This is a genomic window from Marinobacterium profundum (assembly GCF_001528745.1).
GTDB lineage: Bacteria > Pseudomonadota > Gammaproteobacteria > Pseudomonadales > Balneatricaceae > Marinobacterium_A > Marinobacterium_A profundum.
This window is the reverse complement of record NZ_BCNS01000124.1, coordinates 105848-126876: the sequence shown is the minus strand read 5'-3', so window position 1 is coordinate 126876 and position 21029 is coordinate 105848. Positions and strand designations below refer to the sequence as shown.

Sequence of the window (21029 nt, the reverse complement as noted above, 5' to 3'; positions counted from 1 at the left end):
CATGCACTTGCGCTAGTTTTTCTGGCGTGACGGACAAATAGGAAGGGAACCTATTTGTCCACCGGGTTAATAGTGGCCGCCGCGAGATAATTTTTTGCAAGCGCATAATGGCTTGTGTTGCGTCTTGCTGGCGCGTTACGTTTTTTGTTCGCGCCAATGAAAGTAACCAAGGATCTTTAACTTGAAGAATACGCACCTATGAAGCCTTCTTGCTGCGCTCTGCATTCCAGAGTGCGGGCGGCCGGCCTTCAAGGTAAGGAGTGCACATCCATGTAATCGGCGTCGATATAGTCCCTGTATCGACCTTTCAGGCCTGATCGCACAATGACGCCAGTGCTCGCCAGCTCCATAAGATGGATCGCTTTCGCGAGGCGGTCGATACCCGATCAGCCCGCACTGCTGTTCGACACCACAGAGTAGCAGGGGGCAAAAATCGTTCATGAGCGCGCCGCCTTGGACGTCAGTGCGCAGGGTGAAACCGGCAATGGTAGGAAAACGCAGCTGATTTTGGGTAGAATCCCGCATGGGCGCTCGTCTAAGCTTCGTACGAAGCGTTATTGGCGAACTCCTTTTACATAAAAAGGTTAAACGAGGCTCGCCTCCATTTATGAAAAATCCGGGCTAGAGATCGAGAAATGCTCATAGATAAAAAATTGGCAGATTTGTTTTTATATCACTACAAAGCGGTAATGGTTTTCTTGAATGGTGGTGCTGAACCGGATGGATTCAAGGGATATGGATTTTTAAGGCCGCTAATATTTAAGGATAACGAAGACCTTGAAGAAGGCATCACAGACATAGTGGGTATCGACTTTTTTAATTCAATAAAATCAGGCATTTTTGGCAAATTTGTTTATTTGAAAAAGTACCAGAAAGGCTACATCCTTAAAAGCATCGACACTGGAAAATACTACCAGGTTGCCGCGCTGACAACGCCCCTAGAAGAACTTATTGGTGATTACAGCGTTATCGAAACTGCAATCATTCCCTATACAAATAAACTTGTGTGTGACGGTCTTATTCTTAGTTGTGGTGTGAGCATTGGTAAAAATATGGCAAAGGAAATAAGGGACGGCTACTGGGAAGCCAAGCGGTCTGGAGAATTAATCAAAAATTTACAGATCAATCAAGAACGCGTCTGAGGCGCCGGGCGCGATACTGATCGAGGCGTTGCTTTTTATGGCCATCGAAGGGGGGCAACCCAGCAATGAGCCCCCGATTGATGGGTTTCGCTTCGCTGCACCACATCCACTTGGTGAAAGTGGTCGGGCAGAGGCGGTAAGTCGGGCAAGGGGGCGTTGCGACGCGCCCAACATTCGTACAGATGAGAAGGCTCCGCTTTGCTCATACTGCGATAGGATATGAAATCGTAATAATTAAATCAGTACCACGCGCCGGTAACTGAAACTTTAGATTTCTTTAGGAGAGCTATTTAAATCACTGCGATGGGCAGGATACTTCCGCATGCTTGATAATCGCCGCCTGACAAGGTGTGATCGACGTCTGCTTGGAATGAAACAATCTGATTGCCCATCTGGCGTATATAAAAAAACCCGGCATTGCTGCCGGGGCTTTTTTGTCTTTCAGCTTAAAGCTCAGAACTTACAGCTGATAGCTCGAGGCTGACAGCTTTTTATTTCAATCAATTCTCATCCGGCTCATATCCCAGATTCGGCGAGAGCCAGCGTTCGGCTACTGTCTGCTCCATGCCGGTTCTGTGGGCGTAGTCCGACACCTGGTCTTCACCGATCTTGGCGACGCCGAAGTACTGCGCCTGGGGATGGCTGAAGTACCAGCCGCTGACCGCCGCCGTGGGCAGCATGGCGTAGGACTCGGTGATGATGATGCCGGTGTTCTTTTCTACGTCCAGCAGCTCCCACATCAGAGCCTTTTCCGTGTGGTCGGGGCAGGCGGGGTAGCCCGGTGCCGGGCGTATGCCCTGGTATTTCTCACGGATCAGGGCTTCGTTATCCAGCGCCTCGTCCGGTGCATAGCCCCAGTATTCCTGGCGCACACGCTTGTGCAGGCGCTCGGCGAAGGCTTCGGCCAGGCGGTCGGCCAGGGCCTTGACCATGATGCTGTTGTAGTCATCGTGATCGGCTTCGTAGTGCGCCACCAGTTCATCGACCCCAAAACCGGTGCTCACGGCGAAGGCACCGTAGTAGTCCTTCTTGCCGCTGGATTTGGGCGCCACAAAGTCGGTCAGACACATGTGCGCCTTGCCGGCGACCTTTTCGGTCTGCTGGCGCAGGTGATGCAGTGTTGTCAGCACTTGGGTGCGGCTGTCATCGGTGTAGAGTTCGATATCGTCGTCACCCACGCTGTTGGCCGGGAAGAGGCCGAACACGGCCCGGGCCTGCAGGCGTTTTTCGTCCACCAGGCGCTTGAGCATGGCCTGGGCATCGCCGTACAGGCGTGTGGCTTCTTCGCCCACCACCTCATCGTTGAGAATGCGCGGAAAGCGCCCGGCCAGTTCCCAGGCCTGGAAGAAGGGCGTCCAGTCGATGTAATCGACCAGTTCCGTCAGGTCGTAGTCCTCGAACACCTGGATCCCCAGCTGTTTGGGTACCGGCGGTGTGTAGGCGTCCCAGTCGATGGCAAACTTGTTGGCCCTTGCTGCGGGCAGGGAGACGCGGCGCTTGTCGTTCTGGCGGGCGGCGTGGCGCTCGCGAATGGCCTCGTACTCTTCCTGCACTTCCTTCACGTAGTCGGCCTTGCGGCTGTCAGACAGCAGGGCAGAGGCCACGCCCACGGCGCGGGAGGCGTTGGTCACATGCACCACCTGATCGCGCTTGTAGCCTTTCTCGATCTTCACCGCCGTATGGGCCTTGGAGGTGGTGGCGCCGCCGATCAGCAACGGAATGGAAAAGCCTTGGCGTTCCATTTCCTTGGCCACGTGTACCATTTCATCCAGCGACGGGGTGATCAGGCCAGACAGACCGATAAGGTCGGCGTTTTCGTCCCGCGCGGTCTGCAGGATCTTCTCGGAAGAGACCATGACGCCAAGATCGATAATCTCGAAGTTGTTGCACTGCAGCACCACGCCGACGATGTTCTTGCCGATGTCGTGCACGTCGCCCTTCACTGTTGCCATCACCACCTTGCCGGCGGAGCTGCTGACGTTATCCGCCTTGCTGGCCTCGATAAAGGGCATCAGGTAGGCCACGGCCTTTTTCATCACGCGGGCGGATTTCACCACCTGGGGCAGGAACATCTTGCCGGCACCGAACAGATCGCCGACGATGCCCATGCCATCCATCAGCGGACCTTCGATGACTTCGATGGGCCTTTCATGATTCAGGCGGGCTTCTTCAACGTCCTCATCAATAAACTCGGTGATGCCTTTTACCAGCGAATGGCTGAGGCGGCGATTCACATCCCAGGAGCGCCATTCGGCCGCTTCAGGCGCTTCGGCGGCGGCACCGTCACCGCGGTATTTCTCGGCGATTTCCAGCATGCGCTCAGTGCCGTCCTCGCGGCGATTGAGGACGACATCCTCCACCCGCTCGCGCAGCTCTTCTGGCAGGTCATCATAGATCGCCAGCTGACCGGCGTTGACGATACCCATGTCCATGCCTTGCTGGATGGCGTGGTACAGGAAGACGCAGTGAATGGCTTCGCGCACCGGGTTGTTGCCACGGAACGAGAAAGACACGTTGGACACGCCGCCGGAAATCTTGGCGTGGGGCAGGTTCTGCTTGATCCAGCCGGTGGCCTCGATAAAGTCCACGGCGTAGTTGTTGTGTTCGTCGATGCCGGTGGCGATGGCGAAGATGTTGGGGTCGAAAATGATGTCTTCGGGGTCGAAGCCGACCTTGTCTACCAGAATGCGGTAGGAGCGCTCGCAGATTTCCGTCTTGCGCGCGAAGGTGTCGGCCTGGCCGTCTTCGTCGAAGGCCATAACGATAACAGCGGCGCCGTAGCGGCGGACCAGGCGGGCCTGGGCGATAAAGTTTTCCTCGCCTTCCTTCATAGAGATGGAGTTGACCACGCCCTTGCCCTGCAGACACTTGAGGCCGGCTTCCAGCACTTCCCACTTGGAGGAGTCGATCATGATCGGCACGCGGGAAATATCCGGCTCAGAGGCGATCAGCTTGAGGAAACGCTCCATGGCGGCCACGGCGTCCAGCATGCCCTCATCCATGTTGATATCGATGATCTGGGCGCCGTTCTCCACCTGCTGGCGGGCTACATCCAGCGCGGTTTCGTAATCGCCTTCCTTGATCAGGCGCTTGAATACCGCAGAACCGGTAACGTTGGTGCGTTCGCCGACGTTGACGAAGAGCGATTCGGCGCCGATGTTCATGGGCTCCAGGCCCGCCAGGCGACATTCGGGCTTGATGTCCGGAATCACGCGCGGGTCTTCGTGTTCGACCGCTTCGCGGATGGCGCGAATGTGTTCAGGCGTGGTGCCGCAGCAGCCACCCACCAGGTTCAGGAAGCCTGACTGAGCCCACTCGCCGATTTCCTCGGCCATTTCTTCCGGGGTTTCGTCGTATTCGCCAAAGGCGTTGGGCAGGCCCGCGTTGGGGTGTACCGAGACAAAGGTGTCGGCGATACGGGAGAGTTCCTCCACATACTGACGCAGTTCCTTGGGCCCCAGAGCGCAGTTCAGGCCCACGGAAATAGGCCGTGCGTGGCGGATGGAGTTCCAAAAGGCTTCGGTGGTCTGGCCGGAGAGGGTACGGCCCGAGGCATCGGTAATGGTGCCGGAGATCATCACCGGCAGGCGCACGCCGTTGTCATCGAAGTATTTTTCTACCGCGAAGATCGCAGCCTTGGCATTCAGGGTATCGAAAATGGTTTCGATCAGAATGATATCGGCGCCACCCTGTACCAGGGCATCGGTAGACTCAACATAGGCATCTACCAACTCATCGAAGCTGACGTTGCGAAAGCCAGGATCGTTGACATCCGGCGAGATGGAACAGGTGCGGTTGGTTGGGCCCAGCACACCTGCGACATAGCGCGGGCGATGCGGTGTCTTCAGCTGGATTTCGTCGCAGACCTTGCGGGCCAGTGCTGCGCCTGCGCGGTTGATCTCATAGCTGATCGACTCCATGTCGTAATCGGCCATGGCGATGGTAGTGGAGTTGAAGGTATTGGTTTCCAGTATATCGGCGCCGGCCTCCAGGTAGCCGCGATAGATATCGGCGATAAGGTCTGGCTGCGTCAGGGTCAGCAGGTCGTTGTTACCCTTGACGTCCGTATGCCAGTCGGCAAAGCGACTGCCGCGATAATCCTGCTCTTCAAGTTTGTACTGCTGGATCATGGTGCCCATGCCGCCATCAATGATCATGATGCGTTTTCTGAGCGTGTCCTGCAGTGTCTTGAAAGTGTTCACGTCTGTCACCTGTTCGGCCCCAATACTCTGTCGATCCATTACGAAGATCGCTATTGTAAATCAAAAGCTTGCCTCTTTTCCTGAGGGCTGTTCATGAACAGTTGAAAAAAACTGATTTAGGGGGCCTTTGAAGGCTGGATTTGTTTCGTATTTCTTTCCGGGCGATGAGTCGAGTATTATGTGCACCGCACAAAAGGCCGGCTGGCTGTTCATCAGCCCGTCTGACCCGCTCCGGCGGGTAGCTCGGATCAACAGCGTGCTGCGGGTAGGCGAGGCAGCAGACTTGCTTTGGCAAAGGTAGCGATAATCCATGAATACAAATTCGAAGGCAGCCGCGGTCAGCATGGAAAACCTGTTGCGGATTTTCACAGTTCCCGAAGCGCCCGGTTCGACCCTGAGCCGGCTGGAGAATGATATTTCCGCCAACCTTGCCGGTTTTCTGCAGGACAATATCGTTGCCGAAGAGACGGATCTGGTCAAAATCGAGCAGGATTTCAGTGACACCCTGATCCCGGAGCAGCCGGTTTATGTCTCCGAACAGGCGCAGTTCCTGCTCGACAAGGTGGTGGCGCAGTCGGTGCATACCTCATCGCCCAGTTTTGTCGGTCACATGACCTCGGCCTTGCCGTATTTCATGATCCCGCTGTCCAAGATCATGATCGCCCTGAACCAGAACCTGGTGAAAACTGAAACCTCCAAGGCCTTTACGCCGCTGGAACGCCAGGTACTGGGTATGCTGCACCGACTGGTGTACGACCAGCCGGACGATTTCTACGGCCGCTGGCTGCACGACAGTCATCGTCATCTGGGTGCCATTTGTTCCGGTGGCACCGTTGCCAACATCACCGCGCTCTGGGCGGCGCGCAATCGCGCCTTTGGCCCGGACGGTGAGTTCCCCGGCATCACCCGCAGTGGTGTCTTTGCTGCCATGCGCCATTACGGTTGTGAAGGCACGGCGGTGCTGGTGTCCGAGCGCGGCCATTATTCACTGTCAAAGGCCGCGGATGTGCTGGGGATAGGCCGTGACCAGATAGTGGCGGTTGAAACCGACGGCCAGAACCGGATTCGCCCGGATGCGCTGCGGGCCAAGCTCAAGCAACTGCAGCAGCAGAATATCCGCCCCTTTGCGCTGGTCGGCGTGGCCGGTACCACCGAAACCGGCAATATAGATCCGCTGGACCAACTCGCCGATATCGCTGAAGAACATGGCATTCACTTCCATGTAGACGGCGCCTGGGGCGCACCCACGCTGTTTTCCGAGCGCTACCGTGGGCGCCTCAAGGGCATTGAGCGGGCAGACTCCGTGACCATCGATGCCCACAAGCAACTTTATGTTCCCATGGGCGTTGGTCTGGTGTTGTTCCGTGACCCTTCGGCGCTGAACAGTATCGAACATCATGCCCAGTACATTATTCGCAAGGGCTCCAAGGACCTTGGCAGCGCCACCCTGGAAGGCTCGCGTCCGGGCATGGCGATGCTGGTGCACTCAGCGCTGAAGATTATCGGCCGGCGCGGCTATGCGATGCTGATCGACAATGGCATCGAATTGGCGCAGCGCTTTGCTGATCGCATCGAGTCGCTGGATGACTTTGAGCTGGTATCAGCCCCTGAGCTCAATATTCTGACCTATCGCTGGGTGCCGGCCCAGGTACAGGCGGCGCTGCGTGATGCCGATGCCGCGCGCAGTATCGAGATTAACGATGTGCTCAGTCGCATTACCCGCACCATTCAGAAGACCCAGCGTGAACTGGGCAAGGCCTTCGTCTCCCGTACCCGGTTAACGCCGGACTGTTACGCTCGCCATGCCATTACGGTGTTTCGGGTGGTGCTGGCCAATCCGTTGACCACCGATGCAGTGCTGCGTTATGTGCTCGACGAGCAGCGCGAAATTGTCGGCACCCTGGCTGATAATGACGATATGGTCGAGCTTGCGCGCCTGACCTCTGTTTCCGCTGACTGACACCCCGCCTTTTCAGCTTCCCTGAACTACGCTGCTGTAGCGCAGCGTGCGGGCCTGCGCCTGCACGCTGTCGTGTTTTCTTGCCCCGTGTATGTCCCGGCAGCGCAAACTGTCGACACTTCGCCATCTCCCTGCGGCTTGTTTGAGTAATTTGGTGGCCGGAAAGGTAGGAGGTGCGCGGGTATAGCCTTTTGTCTAGGTTGATAAAGGCGTGTTATTGATTAAGCTGTGAACCGGGCTTAGGGGTTATTGTCGACACTTTGATGATTTTCTCTAGCAGGGCAGGTGACAACAATAAAGGGGTTCAGCATGACTTATCAGGCGGAGTACGCAAGATCCATCGACAATCCGCAGGCGTTCTGGAGCGACAAGGCCGCAGCGCTCAAGTGGTTCAAGGCGCCGCAACAGATACTGTCCAGAGATGAAAATGGAGTGGATCGCTGGTTTGCCGATGGCGAGCTGAATACCTGTTATCTCGCTCTGGATATTCATGTTGAGCAGGGGCGGGGTGATCAGACGGCGCTGATCTTCGACTCGCCCGTGACCGGCACTCAAAAGCGCTACAGCTATACAGAGCTGCGTGATCAGGTGGCACGTTTTGCCGGCGTGCTCAGTGCCCAGGGCGTGGTCAAGGGGGATCGGGTGCTGATCTACATGCCGATGATCGCAGAAGCCGTGGTTGCCATGCTGGCGGTAGCGCGTCTTGGCGCCGTGCATTCGGTGGTGTTCGGCGGCTTTGCTGCACCTGAGCTCGCCGTGCGCATCGATGATGCTTGCCCGCGGGTAGTTGTGTCTGCATCCTGTGGCATCGAGATCGCCAAAGTCATTCCCTACAAACCGCTGCTGGATGATGCCCTGGCGCGCGCCGCGCATAAGCCAAACGCCTGTGTGGTGTTGCAGCGGCCCGAAGTTGCCGCCGAGCTGCTGGCGGGGCGCGACCTCGACTGGCACGCTGCCATGGCGCAGGCGACGCCGGCGGACTGCGTGCCGGTCAAGGCGACGGATCCGCTCTATATCCTTTATACCTCCGGCACCACCGGCAAGCCCAAGGGCGTGGTACGGGACAATGGCGGTCATGCGGTGGCACTGAAGTATTCGATGAAAGCCATCTACAACATGAACCCCGGCGATGTCTTCTGGGCCGCCTCGGATGTCGGTTGGGTGGTGGGGCATTCCTATATTGTGTACGGCCCCTTGCTGGCCGGGTGCACCACCCTGGTGTACGAAGGCAAGCCGGTACGCACCCCGGATGCCGGTGCTTTTTGGCGTGTTTGCGCCGAACATGGCGTCAAGGCGCTCTTTGCCGCCCCCACGGCGTTTCGGGCCATCAAGAAAGAAGACCCCGAAGGGCAGCTGTTACAGCAGCATGACCTGTCGAAGCTGGAAACCATCTTTATGGCCGGTGAGCGGCTGGATCCGTCAACCTATGAGTGGACGCGGGACATTACCGGCCTGCCGGTGGTGGATCACTGGTGGCAGACAGAATCGGGTTGGGCGATCTGCGCCAACCCTGTCGGTATCGAAATGCTGCCAGCCAAACCTGGCTCCTCCACGGTGCCGGTGCCGGGCTATAACGTGCAGATTCTGGGCCCCGAGGGTGATGAGCTGCCGGCCGGCGAGCAGGGCATTCTTGCCCTCAAGTTGCCCTTGCCGCCGGGCTGCCTGCCCACTATCTGGGGCGACTTCGAGCGTTTCAAATCGGGCTATTTGGCGGATTATCCGGGCTATTACTCGTCCGGTGATGGCGGCTACAAGGATACAGACGGTTATGTGTTCATCATGGGGCGTACCGACGACGTGATAAACGTTGCAGGCCACCGTCTGTCCACCGGCGAGATGGAGGAGATCGTTGCCGCCCATCCTGCGGTGGCGGAGTGCGCCGTGATAGGCGTGCATGATGACCTCAAGGGGCAGCAGCCGGTGGGGCTGGTACTGCTGAAAGACGGCGTGGAGCTGGATGAAGCCCAGCTTGAAGCGGAGCTGGTGGCCAGTGTGCGTCAGGTGATCGGCGCCGTGGCCTGTTTCAAGCGGGCGGTGGTGGTGCAGCGCCTTCCCAAAACCCGCTCCGGCAAGATTCTGCGCAAGCTGCTGCGCCAGATCGCAGATGGCCAGGATTACAGCGTGCCATCCACCATTGATGATCCCGCCAGCGTGGCCGAGATTGAAGCCATTCTGAATCGCCGTCAGCCGCACGCGCAAGGCTAAATCTGGTGCTCTTTTAATGCGTGCTTTAAGGCAATAGCCGGGCCCTGTGTCCGGCTTTTTATTCTGTTTTGCATAGTTGCCCATAGGCACAGGTAAACTGCGAAAGCGCAGCCCATATTGGCAATACGCAATTGCAAAATGCTATGGCCTTGCCATGGCGCCTCTGCCCGTTAGACCTAAACACTTGTTTCAATTGCTTAAATATATTCCTGCGGAATTGGAATGCTTATTGCTGCCTACCTAGCCAGGGTAAGCGTCGCAGTGCCTGTGTTGCCGGGTAGTTACCGGTAGGACCAGTCGGGCTTCGGGCGTTGCCAATTAGTGGGTTAATTCGGATGGCAGGGACAGATCTGATCCGAACCGACATTGGATGTGTGTGCGCCAGGCAGGGCGAGCATGGCATGGGGATTTCAGCATGAAAGCACGAACAAAAATAACAACATTCATTGGGGCGCCAGCGACGGGGCTGCTTATGGCAATTGCCGTAAGCGCAGTGCAGGCTGCGCCTGCAAACTCATCCGGGGCATGGCAGGGCGCCTCGCCCGGTGAGCTTTCTGCGGGTGAGTTGCCGGTGGCCAGAAATGGCCAGGGCCTGCCACCAGGGCGGCTGCGCCAGCGCATAGAGTCGCTGCCGCAGGTCGCTCAGGAGCGTGCACTTTTGTGGCTGCAGCGTTTCGAAATTCCGGAACAGGATTATGCTTACCTGCAGATAGATAACGAGGGCGGGGTCTATTACAGCGACACCGAGTTGCCAGCCCCGCCTGATATTGACACCGATAGTGCCGAAACGGCCCTTGTCGACAGCGCACTGCTACTCTCTGTCGCGGGCCAGGACAGCTTTTCGCTACACAGTCGGCCGGGGGCTGAGCGCGTGGTATTTCTTGATTTTGATGGCCATGACATTACCGGGACGGCCTGGAATTCAGGGGCATCGACTTACTATGCAAAACCCTACAGTACCGACGCTGATGGCAGTACTTTCAGTGATGCGGAGCGCGCCGCCATTGCTGAAATTTGGCACCGTGTGGCCGAGGATATGGCACCTTTTGATATAGACGTGACCACCGAGGATCCGGGTCAGTTTGGGCCTTTGGTGGGGCATGTGCTGATTACCCCCAACACCGACGAAACGGGCGCAGCGATGCCCGCAAATGGCGGCGGCGGCGTGGCTTATGTAGGTGTCTGGGGCTATTCCAACTATACGAATTATCAGCCGGCGCTGGTGTATTACGAGAATTTGGCATCCTTCAGCCCTTATATTGCTGAGGCCGCGAGCCACGAGTTCGGTCATAACCTGAGCCTGGCTCACGATGGCAGCAGTACCGAAAGTTACTACAGAGGCCATGGCAGCGGCGCTGTGTCCTGGGCCCCCATCATGGGTGTGGGCTACTACCAGAATGTTACCCAGTGGAGTGCCGGCGAGTACCTGGATGCCAACAATACCCAGGATGACCTGCAGGCCATCGGTGATCGTTTGGGCTACCGCGATGATGACCATGGCGACAGTCGCGGAACCGCCAGTGCCCTGGCGCTGGATGCCAATGGCACTGTGTTTGTAACGACCCCCGAAATGGATCCGCACAACAGCGACAGCGCCAACAAGGGCGTTATTGAAACCCGCACCGATAGTGATGTGTTCTGGTTCGACAGTGGCGCCGGGGCCTTGTCTCTCAATATTACGCCGGCCTGGGATGCGTTTTATCGCAGCTCGCGTCGTGGTGCCAACCTGGATATAGAGGCAACCCTTTACGATGCATTGGGCAATCCGCTGGTCAGCAGTGATCCCCTGGATGAAACCCTGGCGCGTATCGATACCACTGTGGCCCAGGGGCGTTATTACCTGGCCATAACGGGTGTCGGCAATACTCAGGTTCCCTACAGTGACTATGGAAGTCTGGGGATGTACTTCATTACCGGTACTGTGCCCGGTGGCGATGTTGATATCACCGCACCTACACCCGATCCCATGACCTGGGTCTCGGTGCCGGCTGCCATCAACAGCACTCAGATCGACATGGCCACGAGTGTGGCCACTGATGACTCAGGCGTGGTGGAGTATCAGTTTCAATGCACTGCCAGTACCGGGGCAGGTTGTGCCACCAGTGCCTGGCAGGGCAGCAACCAGTTCAGCGCTACGGGGCTGAGTGCGGCTACGCTTTACAGCTTTCAGGCCCGGGCTCGGGATGGTAGCGGCAACATGACGGCCTGGTCACCCATGGCCAGCGCCACTACAGCCCCTGCGCCCAATCAGGCACCGGTGGCGCAGGATGATACTGCCAGCACACTGGAAGCCGAAGGCGTAACGATCAATGTACTCAGCAATGACAGCGACGCCGATGGCGACAGCCTGAGCGTGGCATCCTTTACCCAGGCCAGCAATGGCTCGGTAATTGCCGAAGGCGCCAGCCTGCGCTACGTACCCAATGCCGGCTTCAGTGGTACGGATGGCTTTTCCTATGTAGCTACCGATGGCAAGGACCTTTCGGGATCGGCATGGGTAAGTGTCAGCGTTACGGCAGTGTCGGCAAACACTGCCCCAGTGGCGCTGGATGACAGTGCTGAAGTGGCCAAAGACAGCGCCGTTAGCATTGCGGTACTGGCGAACGACTCGGATATCGACGGCGATACCATCAGCATTTTGAGCTGGACTCAGGGCGGCAAGGGCAGCGTGGAGCTGAGCGCCGATGGTACTCAACTGGTTTACAGTCGTGGCAGCAGGCGCGGTGGCGATACCTTCACCTATACCATCACCGATGGGGCCCTCACGGCTCAGGCAACGGTGTCAGTGTCCTTGGCAGGCAAGGGTGGCGACGGTAGCGTAAAATGTCATCCTAAAAAGGGTTGCTGAGATCTATGTGCAATCAATATATTTAGAGTCTGATATTAGAAGCAGAAAGCGGTTAGAGAAAAGGCAGCCTTTGGGCTGCCTTTTTTATCTGGTGGGGCTGGAAGTAAATATGACTACAGAGATCCTGATTTCCTGTTCAGGAGTGCTGACTATTATCTGATAAAATCAGCCTATAGAAAAATCTGTATTTTTAAAATGAATAGCTTTAAAAATTATCGTGGCCCAAAGTGGGAAACACTTAAGGTTAATGACCACTTAGCAGGAAACGACTAAAATCACAGGCCTGTTTAGCGTAATTGGCTACGTCTTTGTAAAGTTGTGAGTCTCGATCGGAACGATAGATCGCTGCATAACTGATCTGAGGCAGCTTTGGGTTAATGTCCAGTGTCCGAAGCTGTCCTTGTTCTATTAATGACGTCATTGCTTCTAGGGGCAGGTAGGAAATGCCAAAGCCGGATAATGTTAGACCTATCTGTGCAACCAGATTGTTGCTGATCAGAGTTTGGCTAATATTCACTTTGTTTTGAAAAAACCATTGATCGTAGATCAGCCCTGTACCCGAGCGGGAGCCCTGCATCAGCACATTAAATTGTGCAATATCCTGTAATTCTATTGGCCCCTGAATATCTGTGTAATCAGGGGTACACATCCAGACATTTTCCACGGACCCTAGTGGTTGTACCCTAAAACGTACGTCTTCATGCACGTCAGGGACGATAATAAAATCTAGTGAATCATCGCTCATCTTATCGAAGAGTGCTGAGCTCAGCTCAACCTGCGGCTCAAGAATTAGCCGAGGATAGTTCCGTTCGATCAGTTTCACCAATTTTGGTAACCAGGTCAGCGCCGTTAGTTCAGTGACACCAATTCGAAAGCGTTTATGCAGAACTGCCGGATTAGCCATACGTTCAAGCATCTGGTCTCGCATCTCAATCAGATCCTTCGCCATAATTAACAGTTCTTTGCCTTTTTCCGTAAGCCTGGCACTGCGGCGAGAACGATCAAACACGGACATGCCAAAAGCGGCTTCCAGCTCGTTGACACGCTTGGAAATTGCGGATTGGGTCGTATGCAGCTTTTCAGCTGCTGCTGCAAAGTTGCCCAGCTCCGATATCCAGTACAAAGCTTCAATCTGTTTGAATGTAATCATGGCCTGGTCGCTTTTGGTTATTCCGAAAATTTCATTATTCAACTCGGGCAGTGTCAAGTCAGATAATCCTCTGTGACAGGTATAAGCGCTGTATCGTCACAGAATTTCCATATGATACTTTCCAAAAATCAATAATCCAACTTAAAAGCGCATCACATTTTTTGATGTTACGTGGGTGGCTTGTAGTTGACCCCACTGGGGGGCAGAGGATGGGCGTTACAAGTGCCGGTGAAAGGCATGCATTATAGATGAAAAAAAGTTATTTAGTCTTATTCCAACTATTCGCTTTTTATTATGTTTCTACTTTTTTAGACTGAACATCAATGCAGTACAGCACCAGGAAAAACCCGGTCGAGCACGGGTTCAATGACATCTACCCCAGCAATCAGCAGGATTTATCCATGAACAACGCCCACGCGGAATCCAATCAAGAGCCAATCACTTCGCCACTGGACTTGGACCTGCTGGAACAGATCCGGTCACAATTTCATCATACCGAGCATTGCCCCTATGCCGGTAAGCGGATTTATTTTGAAAGTGCGGGTGGATCCCTGACCCTGAAGTCTGTCATTGAACGTACTGCGGAATTAGGCGCAGTCCCGGATAATGAGCATCGAAATAATGCAGCCTCCAAAGCGATGAGCTCTGTCGTTGAGGAAGGTCTGGAAAATCTGAAGCTGCTTTTTGGCGCAAAGAGTGGCGTTGTCTTCGGTGGGGAAACAGGTACCGAATGCCTTTTCCGCCTGGTACGAAGTGCGGTACTTGCATCACCGGAAGGGGGCTCAATTTTGTCCAGTTCGGTTGAGCATCCATCGACCTACAGTGCTACTCAAATCTGGGCAGAGAATACTTCCAGAGAATGGATTGAAGTCCCCTTCGACACTCGAAGCGGCGTTGTCAGTGCGGCGGACTACGCATCCTGCGTTCGCCCCGATACAAGGGTTGCCACGGTTATTCACACGAATCCCGTGACCGGCGTGGTCATGGATATCAAGGCAATCATTGACGCGATTCGAGCCATTGCACCTGAGTGTTATGTGATTGTTGATGGTATACAGCATGCCCCCCACGGCTACCTGGATGTTGAAGCTTACGGCGCAGATGCTTACGTTTTGTCGCTATACAAGGTGTACTCAAAATTCAATAACGGTTACGCCTGGCTGTCCGATCGAATGAGTGTTATCCCCCATGACCGTTTGATAGGTAAACCTAATAATGTCTGGGAGCTGGGTAGTCGTGACCCGTCCGCATTGGCTGCTATTACCGAGGTCGTCAAATATCTGGCTTGGTTGGGCAAGCAGTTTACCCAGGAAGCAGGAACCAGAGACCAACTTCATGCTGCGGGCAAGGTGATGCTGCAGCACGAGCGTGCTTTGATTTCAATGCTATTAAACGGCAACGCCGAACACTGTGGCCTGCTTGGTATGCAGGGTGTAACTGTGGTTGGCACTACTGACATTAATCAGCGCGAAGGTGTTGTTTCATTTTGCGTAGAAAACATGGAAACAGCCAATTTGGTTGAATTGCTGGGTGATCGAGGAATACGGATTCATACGCGTTCCAGTGATATCTATTCCGGTAATATCCTTAGGCCGCTCGGAATCGAATCTGTGGCGCGTGTATCGTTCGCGCATTATAACACCGAAGAGGAGGTGAGAACTTTTCTGGAAAACCTTCTGGAAATATTAAAATAATATAGAAAATAAAACTTCAGTCGAAAATAAGGATTCACTCAATGTCAGTAAAAAACAAACTATCAAATATTATTATTTCTACGGCAATCGGTCTGGCTACCTCTCTTAGTATTACGGCAGCGAACGCGGATCAAAAATATGTAACTATCGGTACTGGCGGTCAGACCGGTGTTTACTATGTCGTTGGTCAGTCTATGTGTCGCCTGGTGAACCGTGGTTCTGAAGATCACGGTATTAAGTGTACAGCACCCTCCACGGGAGGGTCAGTTGCGAATATCAATGCAATCCGTCAAGGCAGTCTTGATCTGGGAGTTGCTCAATCAGATTGGCAGTTCTATGCACTTAACGGCAGTGAGCATGAGTCTTTCATCGAACAAGGTAAATTTGAAGACCTGCGCGCTTTGTTTTCCCTTCATAGTGAGCCGTTCACGGTTGTTGCTCGTGCAGATTCAGGTGTTGAAACCTTTGATGACCTAGTTGGTAAACGCGTTAACCTTAACAACCCAGGTTCAGGTACCCGTGGCACCATGGAAGTAATCATGGCAGAGAAAGGCTGGACCGTTGATTCGTTCAAGCTGGCGGCAGAGCTGAAATCATCTGAACAATCGCAGGCGCTCTGTGATAATAAACTCGATGTTATATTGTCGAATGTAGGCCATCCTTCCGGCATTATTAAGGAAGCTACGACATCTTGTGATACAAAAATTATTCCAGTAACCGGCCCTGTGATCGATAAACTAATTGCTGAAAATGACTTCTATGCTCCAGCAGTTATAAAGGGTGGGCTTTACAATGGTAATGATAACGATATAGATACCTTTGGTAACGCGGCAACAATGGTTTCTTCATCGCAGGTTGATGCCGATACAGTTTACATGATAGTTAAAGCGGTTTTCGATAATTTTGAAAACTTTAAACGTCTACACCCTGCATTTGCAAATTTGGACCCAAAGCAGATGATATCTAACGGTCTGTCGGCACCGCTGCATGATGGAGCGGTTCGTTATTATAAAGAAAAAGGCTGGATGTAATTTATCTAGAACCCGAGAAGAGATGCCCTGGCATCTCTTCTCTCTTTTTATTCTGATTCTTTTTTGGGGGGTTGAATATGACGAGCTTGCCTAACAGCCAAAGCAAAATTGACGATCAAAAACTTCAGGAGATGGTCGCCGCTAACGACACAGGCGCGCGCATTCCTGAGGGGTGGCAGGGTAAACTCTTGCTTGGAACGGCTCTTTTATGGTCGCTGTTTCAGCTATGGATAGCATCTCCTCTCCCATTCTATGACTGGCCGATGATTGGCAGTTTTGGAGTTTTTAACGACACAGAAGTCCGTGCCATACATTTGGGCTTTGCTGTTTTTCTGGCATTTACCGCTTATCCTGCTTTTTCCCACTCGCCGCGTCGTCGTGTACCAATCAGCGACATGGTGCTCAGCGCTATAGCTGCATTTTGTGCATCATATATATTCCTGTTTTATGATCAACTCGTTGGTCGACCCGGTCTTCCCAATATGCAGGATCTGTTGGTTTCTGTTGTAGGTATCCTGCTGTTGCTTGAAGCGGCACGCAGAACCCTGGGTCCGCCGTTGATGATTGTGGCCATTATATTCCTGACCTATTCACTGGCCGGTCCTTATATGCCGGATATCATTGCCCACAAAGGCGTTACACTTAAACAGCTTATTAATCATCAATGGATAACGACTGAAGGCGTTTTTGGTATTGCACTAGGGGTTTCTTCTAGCTTTGTATTTCTGTTTGTTCTGTTCGGTGCTCTGTTGGATAAGGCTGGAGCAGGCAACTACTTTATACAGGTAGCCTTCTCTTTATTAGGCCACATGCGTGGCGGACCAGCTAAAGCGGCGGTCGTTGCCTCTGGTCTTACGGGTCTTATCTCAGGCTCATCCATTGCCAATGTGGTCACCACCGGTACCTTCACTATTCCTATGATGAAACGTGTTGGCTTTTCGGCTGAAAAAGCAGGTGCTGTTGAAGTTGCGTCCTCCGTTAACGGACAGATTATGCCTCCTGTCATGGGTGCCGCGGCATTTTTGATGGTTGAGTATGTGGGTATCTCTTATGTGGATGTTATTACACATGCATTTTTGCCCGCACTGATCTCATATATTGCGCTGGTCTATATCGTGCATTTGGAAGCACTCAAGCTGGATATGCAGGGTCTGCCACGTCGTGGAGCCATCAAACCATGGCATTTGCGTGTGACCGGCTTGCTGACCGGGTTTATGGTAACGGCTGTTATTGCTGCTGTCGTTTACTATGGAATTGGCTGGATAAAACCTGCCTTTGGTGACTATGCTGGATGGGTTATTTGTGCATTATTAACAACCACTTACCTTAGCCTGTTACGCTACGCATCTCTCGTGCCCAACCTCAAATTAGATAGTTCTCACGCGCCAATGATTGAGCTTCCCGAAGTGGGGCCAACGGTGAAATCGGGTTTGCATTTTCTACTACCCGTTGTTGTGCTGGTCTGGTGTCTGATGGTTGAACGTTTGTCTCCTGGCCTCTCTGCTTTTTGGGCGACTGTTTTGATGATCGTTATACTGCTGACACAGCGCCCATTAATGGCATATTTTCGCCAGGAAGGGGGACTGTTTGCTCAACTGAAAAAAGGTGCCAATGAACTGGTTGATGGCTTGATCGTGGGTGCCCGCAACATGATTGGTATTGGTATCGCTACGGCAACGGCAGGTATCATTGTAGGTGCAGTATCACAAACCGGCGTTGGATCAGTACTGGCTGATTTGGTTGAGATGCTTTCGATGGGTAACTTGTTACTCATGCTGATACTGACGGCAATATTGAGCCTTATTCTTGGTATGGGGTTACCCACTACCGCCAACTATATTGTTGTCTCTTCGTTATTAGCCCCAGTGGTTGTAACCCTTGGGCAAGAGTCCGGCTTAATAGTCCCGCTGATTGCAGTTCACCTGTTTGTATTTTACTTCGGTATTATGGCTGATGTTACGCCTCCTGTCGGTTTGGCTTCGTTTGCCGCTGCAGCTGTATCTGGCGGAGATCCTATTCGTACTGGTTTTGTAGCCTTTGGCTACAGCTTGCGTACGGCGGTACTACCGTTCTTTTTCATTTTCAATACCGATTTATTATTGATCGATGTTACTTGGCTGGAAGGCATAGCAATTTTCATAATTGCTACCATCGCCATACTCATATTTACAGCATCCACTCAAGGGTTCCTTCTTGTGCGTAGTCGCTGGTATGAATCGGCGACATTGATGTTAATCGCATTTTCTCTTTTCCGTCCGGGTTTCTGGATGGATCAAATGGTACCGCCTTATCAGCAAATCGCGCCCACCCAGCTTGTTCAAGCGGCAGACTCAATGCCCGCAGGAACTGCATTACGCTTCTGGGTTGAGGGTGAAGATGATGTGGGTAACGAACGCCTATTTATGGCCAACCTGCAACTAGGCGAGGGGACAGATGGCGCATCAAGGGTAGATTCAGCTGGGTTAGCCTTGTTAACCAGTAAAGGTAAAACTGTTGTTGATTACGTAGGCTTTGATAGCCCCGCCCAAAAGGCAGGACTGGAATTTGATCAGATCATTACTGCGGTAGACGTGCCACAAGTACAACCAGCGAAACAGTGGATCTATATACCGGCGCTGGTCTTATTTGCATTGATTATCTTGCTGCAACGTCGCCGTAAAACACTATCGGCAGGATTGATCGCTGATCCGGTAACTCGGTCGATTAATGCATAAAGCAAGGGTGCTTTATCATTGGGCCTTTCGTTGCAGCGAAAAGCCCAATGCCAGCGCCACCCGGTTGGCTATTAACCCTGTGGACAAATAGGTTCCCTCCCTGTTTGCCCGTCACGCCAGAAAAACTAGCGCAAGTGCATGGACTTGCTGGTTTTTCTGGCGTTCGCATTGGCCTGCGGCCAATGATGAAGCATCCCTGCTTCATGTATTAACCCGCCGGGTTAATAATGTCCTAGCGATTTTCACGGTCGGCAACGGCGCGCAGAATCCAGTCCAGCGCCCGGGTCGGGAGCAGCCGGCGCAGGGTGCCAAAGATATGCGTCGGTGTGGTGACGTAATAGCGCGGGCGCGCCTGTTTGGCTTCCAGTGCGTGCAGCACCTTGATCAGCACCGCTTCCGGGCGCAGCGTGAAGGGATCCTTCTTGCCGCTGTCACCCCGGGCCGCCAGGCGCTCTTCAACTGCCGCATAAGTAGCGCTGTGAGGGCTGTTGATGCGATCGATGTTTAGCTTGAACTTGGCGTAAGCGTTTTCGCGAAAGTGGCTGATAACAGGCCCGGTTTCTATCAGTGATACCTGAATGCCAGTGCCATGCAGTTCCTGGCGCAGGGTATCACTAAGGCCTTCGAGAGCAAATTTGGAGGCATTGTAGGCACCCCGGTATTTCAGCGTAATCAGACCCAGTACTGAACTGTGTTGAATAATGCGGCCGTGCCCCTGGCGGCGCATGGCCGGAAGTACCCGGCAGGCCAGTTCGTGGGCGCCGAAGAGGTTGGTTTCGAACTGTTCGCGCAGTACCTGGCGGCTCAGGTCTTCCACGGCGCCTGGCTGGCCGAAGCCTGCATTGTTAAACAGGGCGTCGAGACCGCCGCCGGTCTGATCAAGCACCCAGTTGACAGCACTGTCGATGGAGTCTGAATCATTTACATCCAGCTGGCAGGTCTCGAATCCTTGCTCGCGAAGGTGTTCCACGTCTTCTGGTTTGCGCGCGGTGGCGAAGACGCGATAACCGCGCTGACGCAATCCCAGTGCCACATGGTGGCCGATCCCGCTGGAGCAGCCGGTGATCAATATGCTTTTTTCCATGTCGACAGCGTCCTCTGTGCGGCTATTTTTCAGGCCAGCATGCTAACAGATTTAGCGCCTCAATTTAGCGGTTAAACGTAATAGCAACGGCTTAAAGGTAAAACGCCGACAGCAGCATGATGGCCAGCAGCGACAGGGGCGTTGACAGCATAATGATCGCCGCCACCTGATCCTTGGGGCCCTGATACTGGGTGGCCATCATGTAGCTCAGTACGGCCACTGGCATGCAGGCTTGAATCAGCAGGGTTTTTTGCAGTATGTCCGGCAGCGGGAGCAGCTGTATGGCAGCAAAGGCGGAGATGAAGCCGATCAGTACGCGCCCGGCACTCATGCAGCCGACCAGCTTCAGGTCACTCAGAGTACGGATGCTGATAGAACCCAGAGAGCGCCCCAGCAGCAGCAACATGATAGGTACCGTAATGCCGGCCAGCATGTCCAGGGTATTGAGCAGCGGTGCTGGTACCCGGGTATCGGTAAGCAGCAGCACCATACCGACCAGCAGTGCCATGATGGAACCGTTGGTCAGGAGTGCGCGCGGGTTCAGCGTGCCCGACATAAGCCAGGCACCGAAGGTGAAGTTGCTCAAGCCCACGGTGGTGGAAATCAGCACGGCATAAGGCAAGGCTTCCGGGCCGAGCAGCGCAAAGACCACTGGGATACCGAGATTGCCGGTATTGGGATTCACCAGCACTGGCAGTAGAAACTGCATGGGTTGGCCGCACATGCGCAGCGTCAATGCGGCCAGTAGCGCAGCGATCACCAGCATGATGCCGGCCGCCAGAATAATCTGCGACAACGCGGCTATGCCGGCATCCATCTTCAGCAGTGAGTTAAGCAGCAGACTCGGCAGGCCTATAACCATAACCAGCTGGCCAAGATCCGGGCTGTCCAGCAACCGGGTGCGTTTACTCAGGATCCAGCCAAGGCTGGTGCAGACCAGTACAGGCGTGAGGCTGGAAAAAAACTCGATCAGCATGGGCCTTGCCTCCAAAAAAATTA

General features: G+C 54.0%; 12 protein-coding genes and 1 pseudogene. 7 read left to right on the top strand and 6 right to left on the bottom strand.

Going from position 1 to position 21029, the window contains the following annotated elements:
* Together MPRO_RS26180 and MPRO_RS26645 are read right to left on the bottom strand one after the other, a co-directional pair.
* A partial coding sequence (locus MPRO_RS26180) for a hypothetical protein (RefSeq protein WP_216821308.1) occupies positions 1-196 on the bottom strand: 196 nt, incomplete at its 3' end.
* A gap of 65 nt (positions 197-261) precedes the next feature.
* Positions 262-525: pseudogene (locus MPRO_RS26645) on the bottom strand (hypothetical protein); the annotation flags it as partial.
* 110 nt (positions 526-635) lie between these two features.
* Between MPRO_RS26645 and MPRO_RS13970 the strand changes: the two are divergent.
* Positions 636-1142: a hypothetical protein gene (locus tag MPRO_RS13970; protein ID WP_067293668.1), complete on the top strand. Its 507-nt coding sequence runs from the start codon at positions 636-638 to the stop codon at positions 1140-1142.
* Between the two features lie 500 nt (positions 1143-1642).
* Here MPRO_RS13970 and metH read toward each other — a convergent pair whose 3' ends face one another.
* Complete coding sequence (gene metH, locus MPRO_RS13965) at positions 1643-5353, bottom strand: methionine synthase (RefSeq protein WP_102136310.1); 3711 nt, start codon at positions 5351-5353, stop codon at positions 1643-1645.
* 301 nt (positions 5354-5654) lie between these two features.
* Between metH and panP the strand changes: the two genes are divergently transcribed.
* The 3 genes from panP to MPRO_RS13950 all read left to right on the top strand — a co-directional run bounded on the left by panP (position 5655) and on the right by MPRO_RS13950 (position 12357).
* A complete protein-coding gene (panP, locus tag MPRO_RS13960; RefSeq protein WP_067293662.1) occupies positions 5655-7304 on the top strand; it encodes a pyridoxal-dependent aspartate 1-decarboxylase PanP in 1650 nt (549 codons plus the stop codon).
* Between the two features lie 309 nt (positions 7305-7613).
* The gene (locus MPRO_RS13955; protein WP_067293659.1) at positions 7614-9509 is read left to right on the top strand and encodes a propionyl-CoA synthetase; all 1896 of its coding nucleotides are present in this window, start codon (positions 7614-7616) and stop codon (positions 9507-9509) included.
* Positions 9510-9981: 472 nt separating this feature from the next.
* Positions 9982-12357, top strand: a complete 2376-nt coding sequence (locus MPRO_RS13950; protein ID WP_067293656.1) for an Ig-like domain-containing protein — start codon at positions 9982-9984, stop codon at positions 12355-12357.
* A 244-nt stretch (positions 12358-12601) separates the two neighbouring features.
* Here the strand turns inward: MPRO_RS13950 and MPRO_RS13945 are convergent, their stop codons facing one another.
* On the bottom strand, positions 12602-13564 hold the full coding sequence (locus tag MPRO_RS13945) for a LysR family transcriptional regulator (RefSeq protein ID WP_245635097.1): 963 nt from the start codon (positions 13562-13564) through the stop codon (positions 12602-12604).
* Between the two features lie 344 nt (positions 13565-13908).
* Here MPRO_RS13945 and MPRO_RS13940 point away from each other — a divergent pair, with 344 nt between their 5' ends.
* The 3 genes from MPRO_RS13940 to MPRO_RS13930 all read left to right on the top strand — a co-directional run bounded on the left by MPRO_RS13940 (position 13909) and on the right by MPRO_RS13930 (position 18946).
* Entirely contained in the window at positions 13909-15201 is a 1293-nt protein-coding gene (locus tag MPRO_RS13940) for an aminotransferase class V-fold PLP-dependent enzyme (protein WP_158651821.1), read from the top strand.
* A 41-nt stretch (positions 15202-15242) separates the two neighbouring features.
* A complete protein-coding gene (locus MPRO_RS13935; protein ID WP_067293650.1) occupies positions 15243-16232 on the top strand; it encodes a TAXI family TRAP transporter solute-binding subunit in 990 nt (329 codons plus the stop codon).
* A 77-nt stretch (positions 16233-16309) separates the two neighbouring features.
* Positions 16310-18946 carry a TRAP transporter permease gene (locus MPRO_RS13930; protein ID WP_067293639.1) on the top strand — a complete coding sequence of 879 codons (2637 nt, stop codon included), beginning with the start codon at positions 16310-16312 and terminating at the stop codon, positions 18944-18946.
* A 232-nt stretch (positions 18947-19178) separates the two neighbouring features.
* Here the strand turns inward: MPRO_RS13930 and MPRO_RS13925 are convergent, their stop codons facing one another.
* Together MPRO_RS13925 and MPRO_RS13920 are read right to left on the bottom strand one after the other, a co-directional pair.
* Positions 19179-20030, bottom strand: a complete 852-nt coding sequence (locus MPRO_RS13925; protein ID WP_067293637.1) for an SDR family NAD(P)-dependent oxidoreductase — start codon at positions 20028-20030, stop codon at positions 19179-19181.
* 91 nt (positions 20031-20121) lie between these two features.
* On the bottom strand, positions 20122-21006 hold the full coding sequence (locus MPRO_RS13920; RefSeq protein WP_067293634.1) for an AEC family transporter: 885 nt from the start codon (positions 21004-21006) through the stop codon (positions 20122-20124).
* Between the last annotated feature and the right edge of the window lie 23 nt (positions 21007-21029).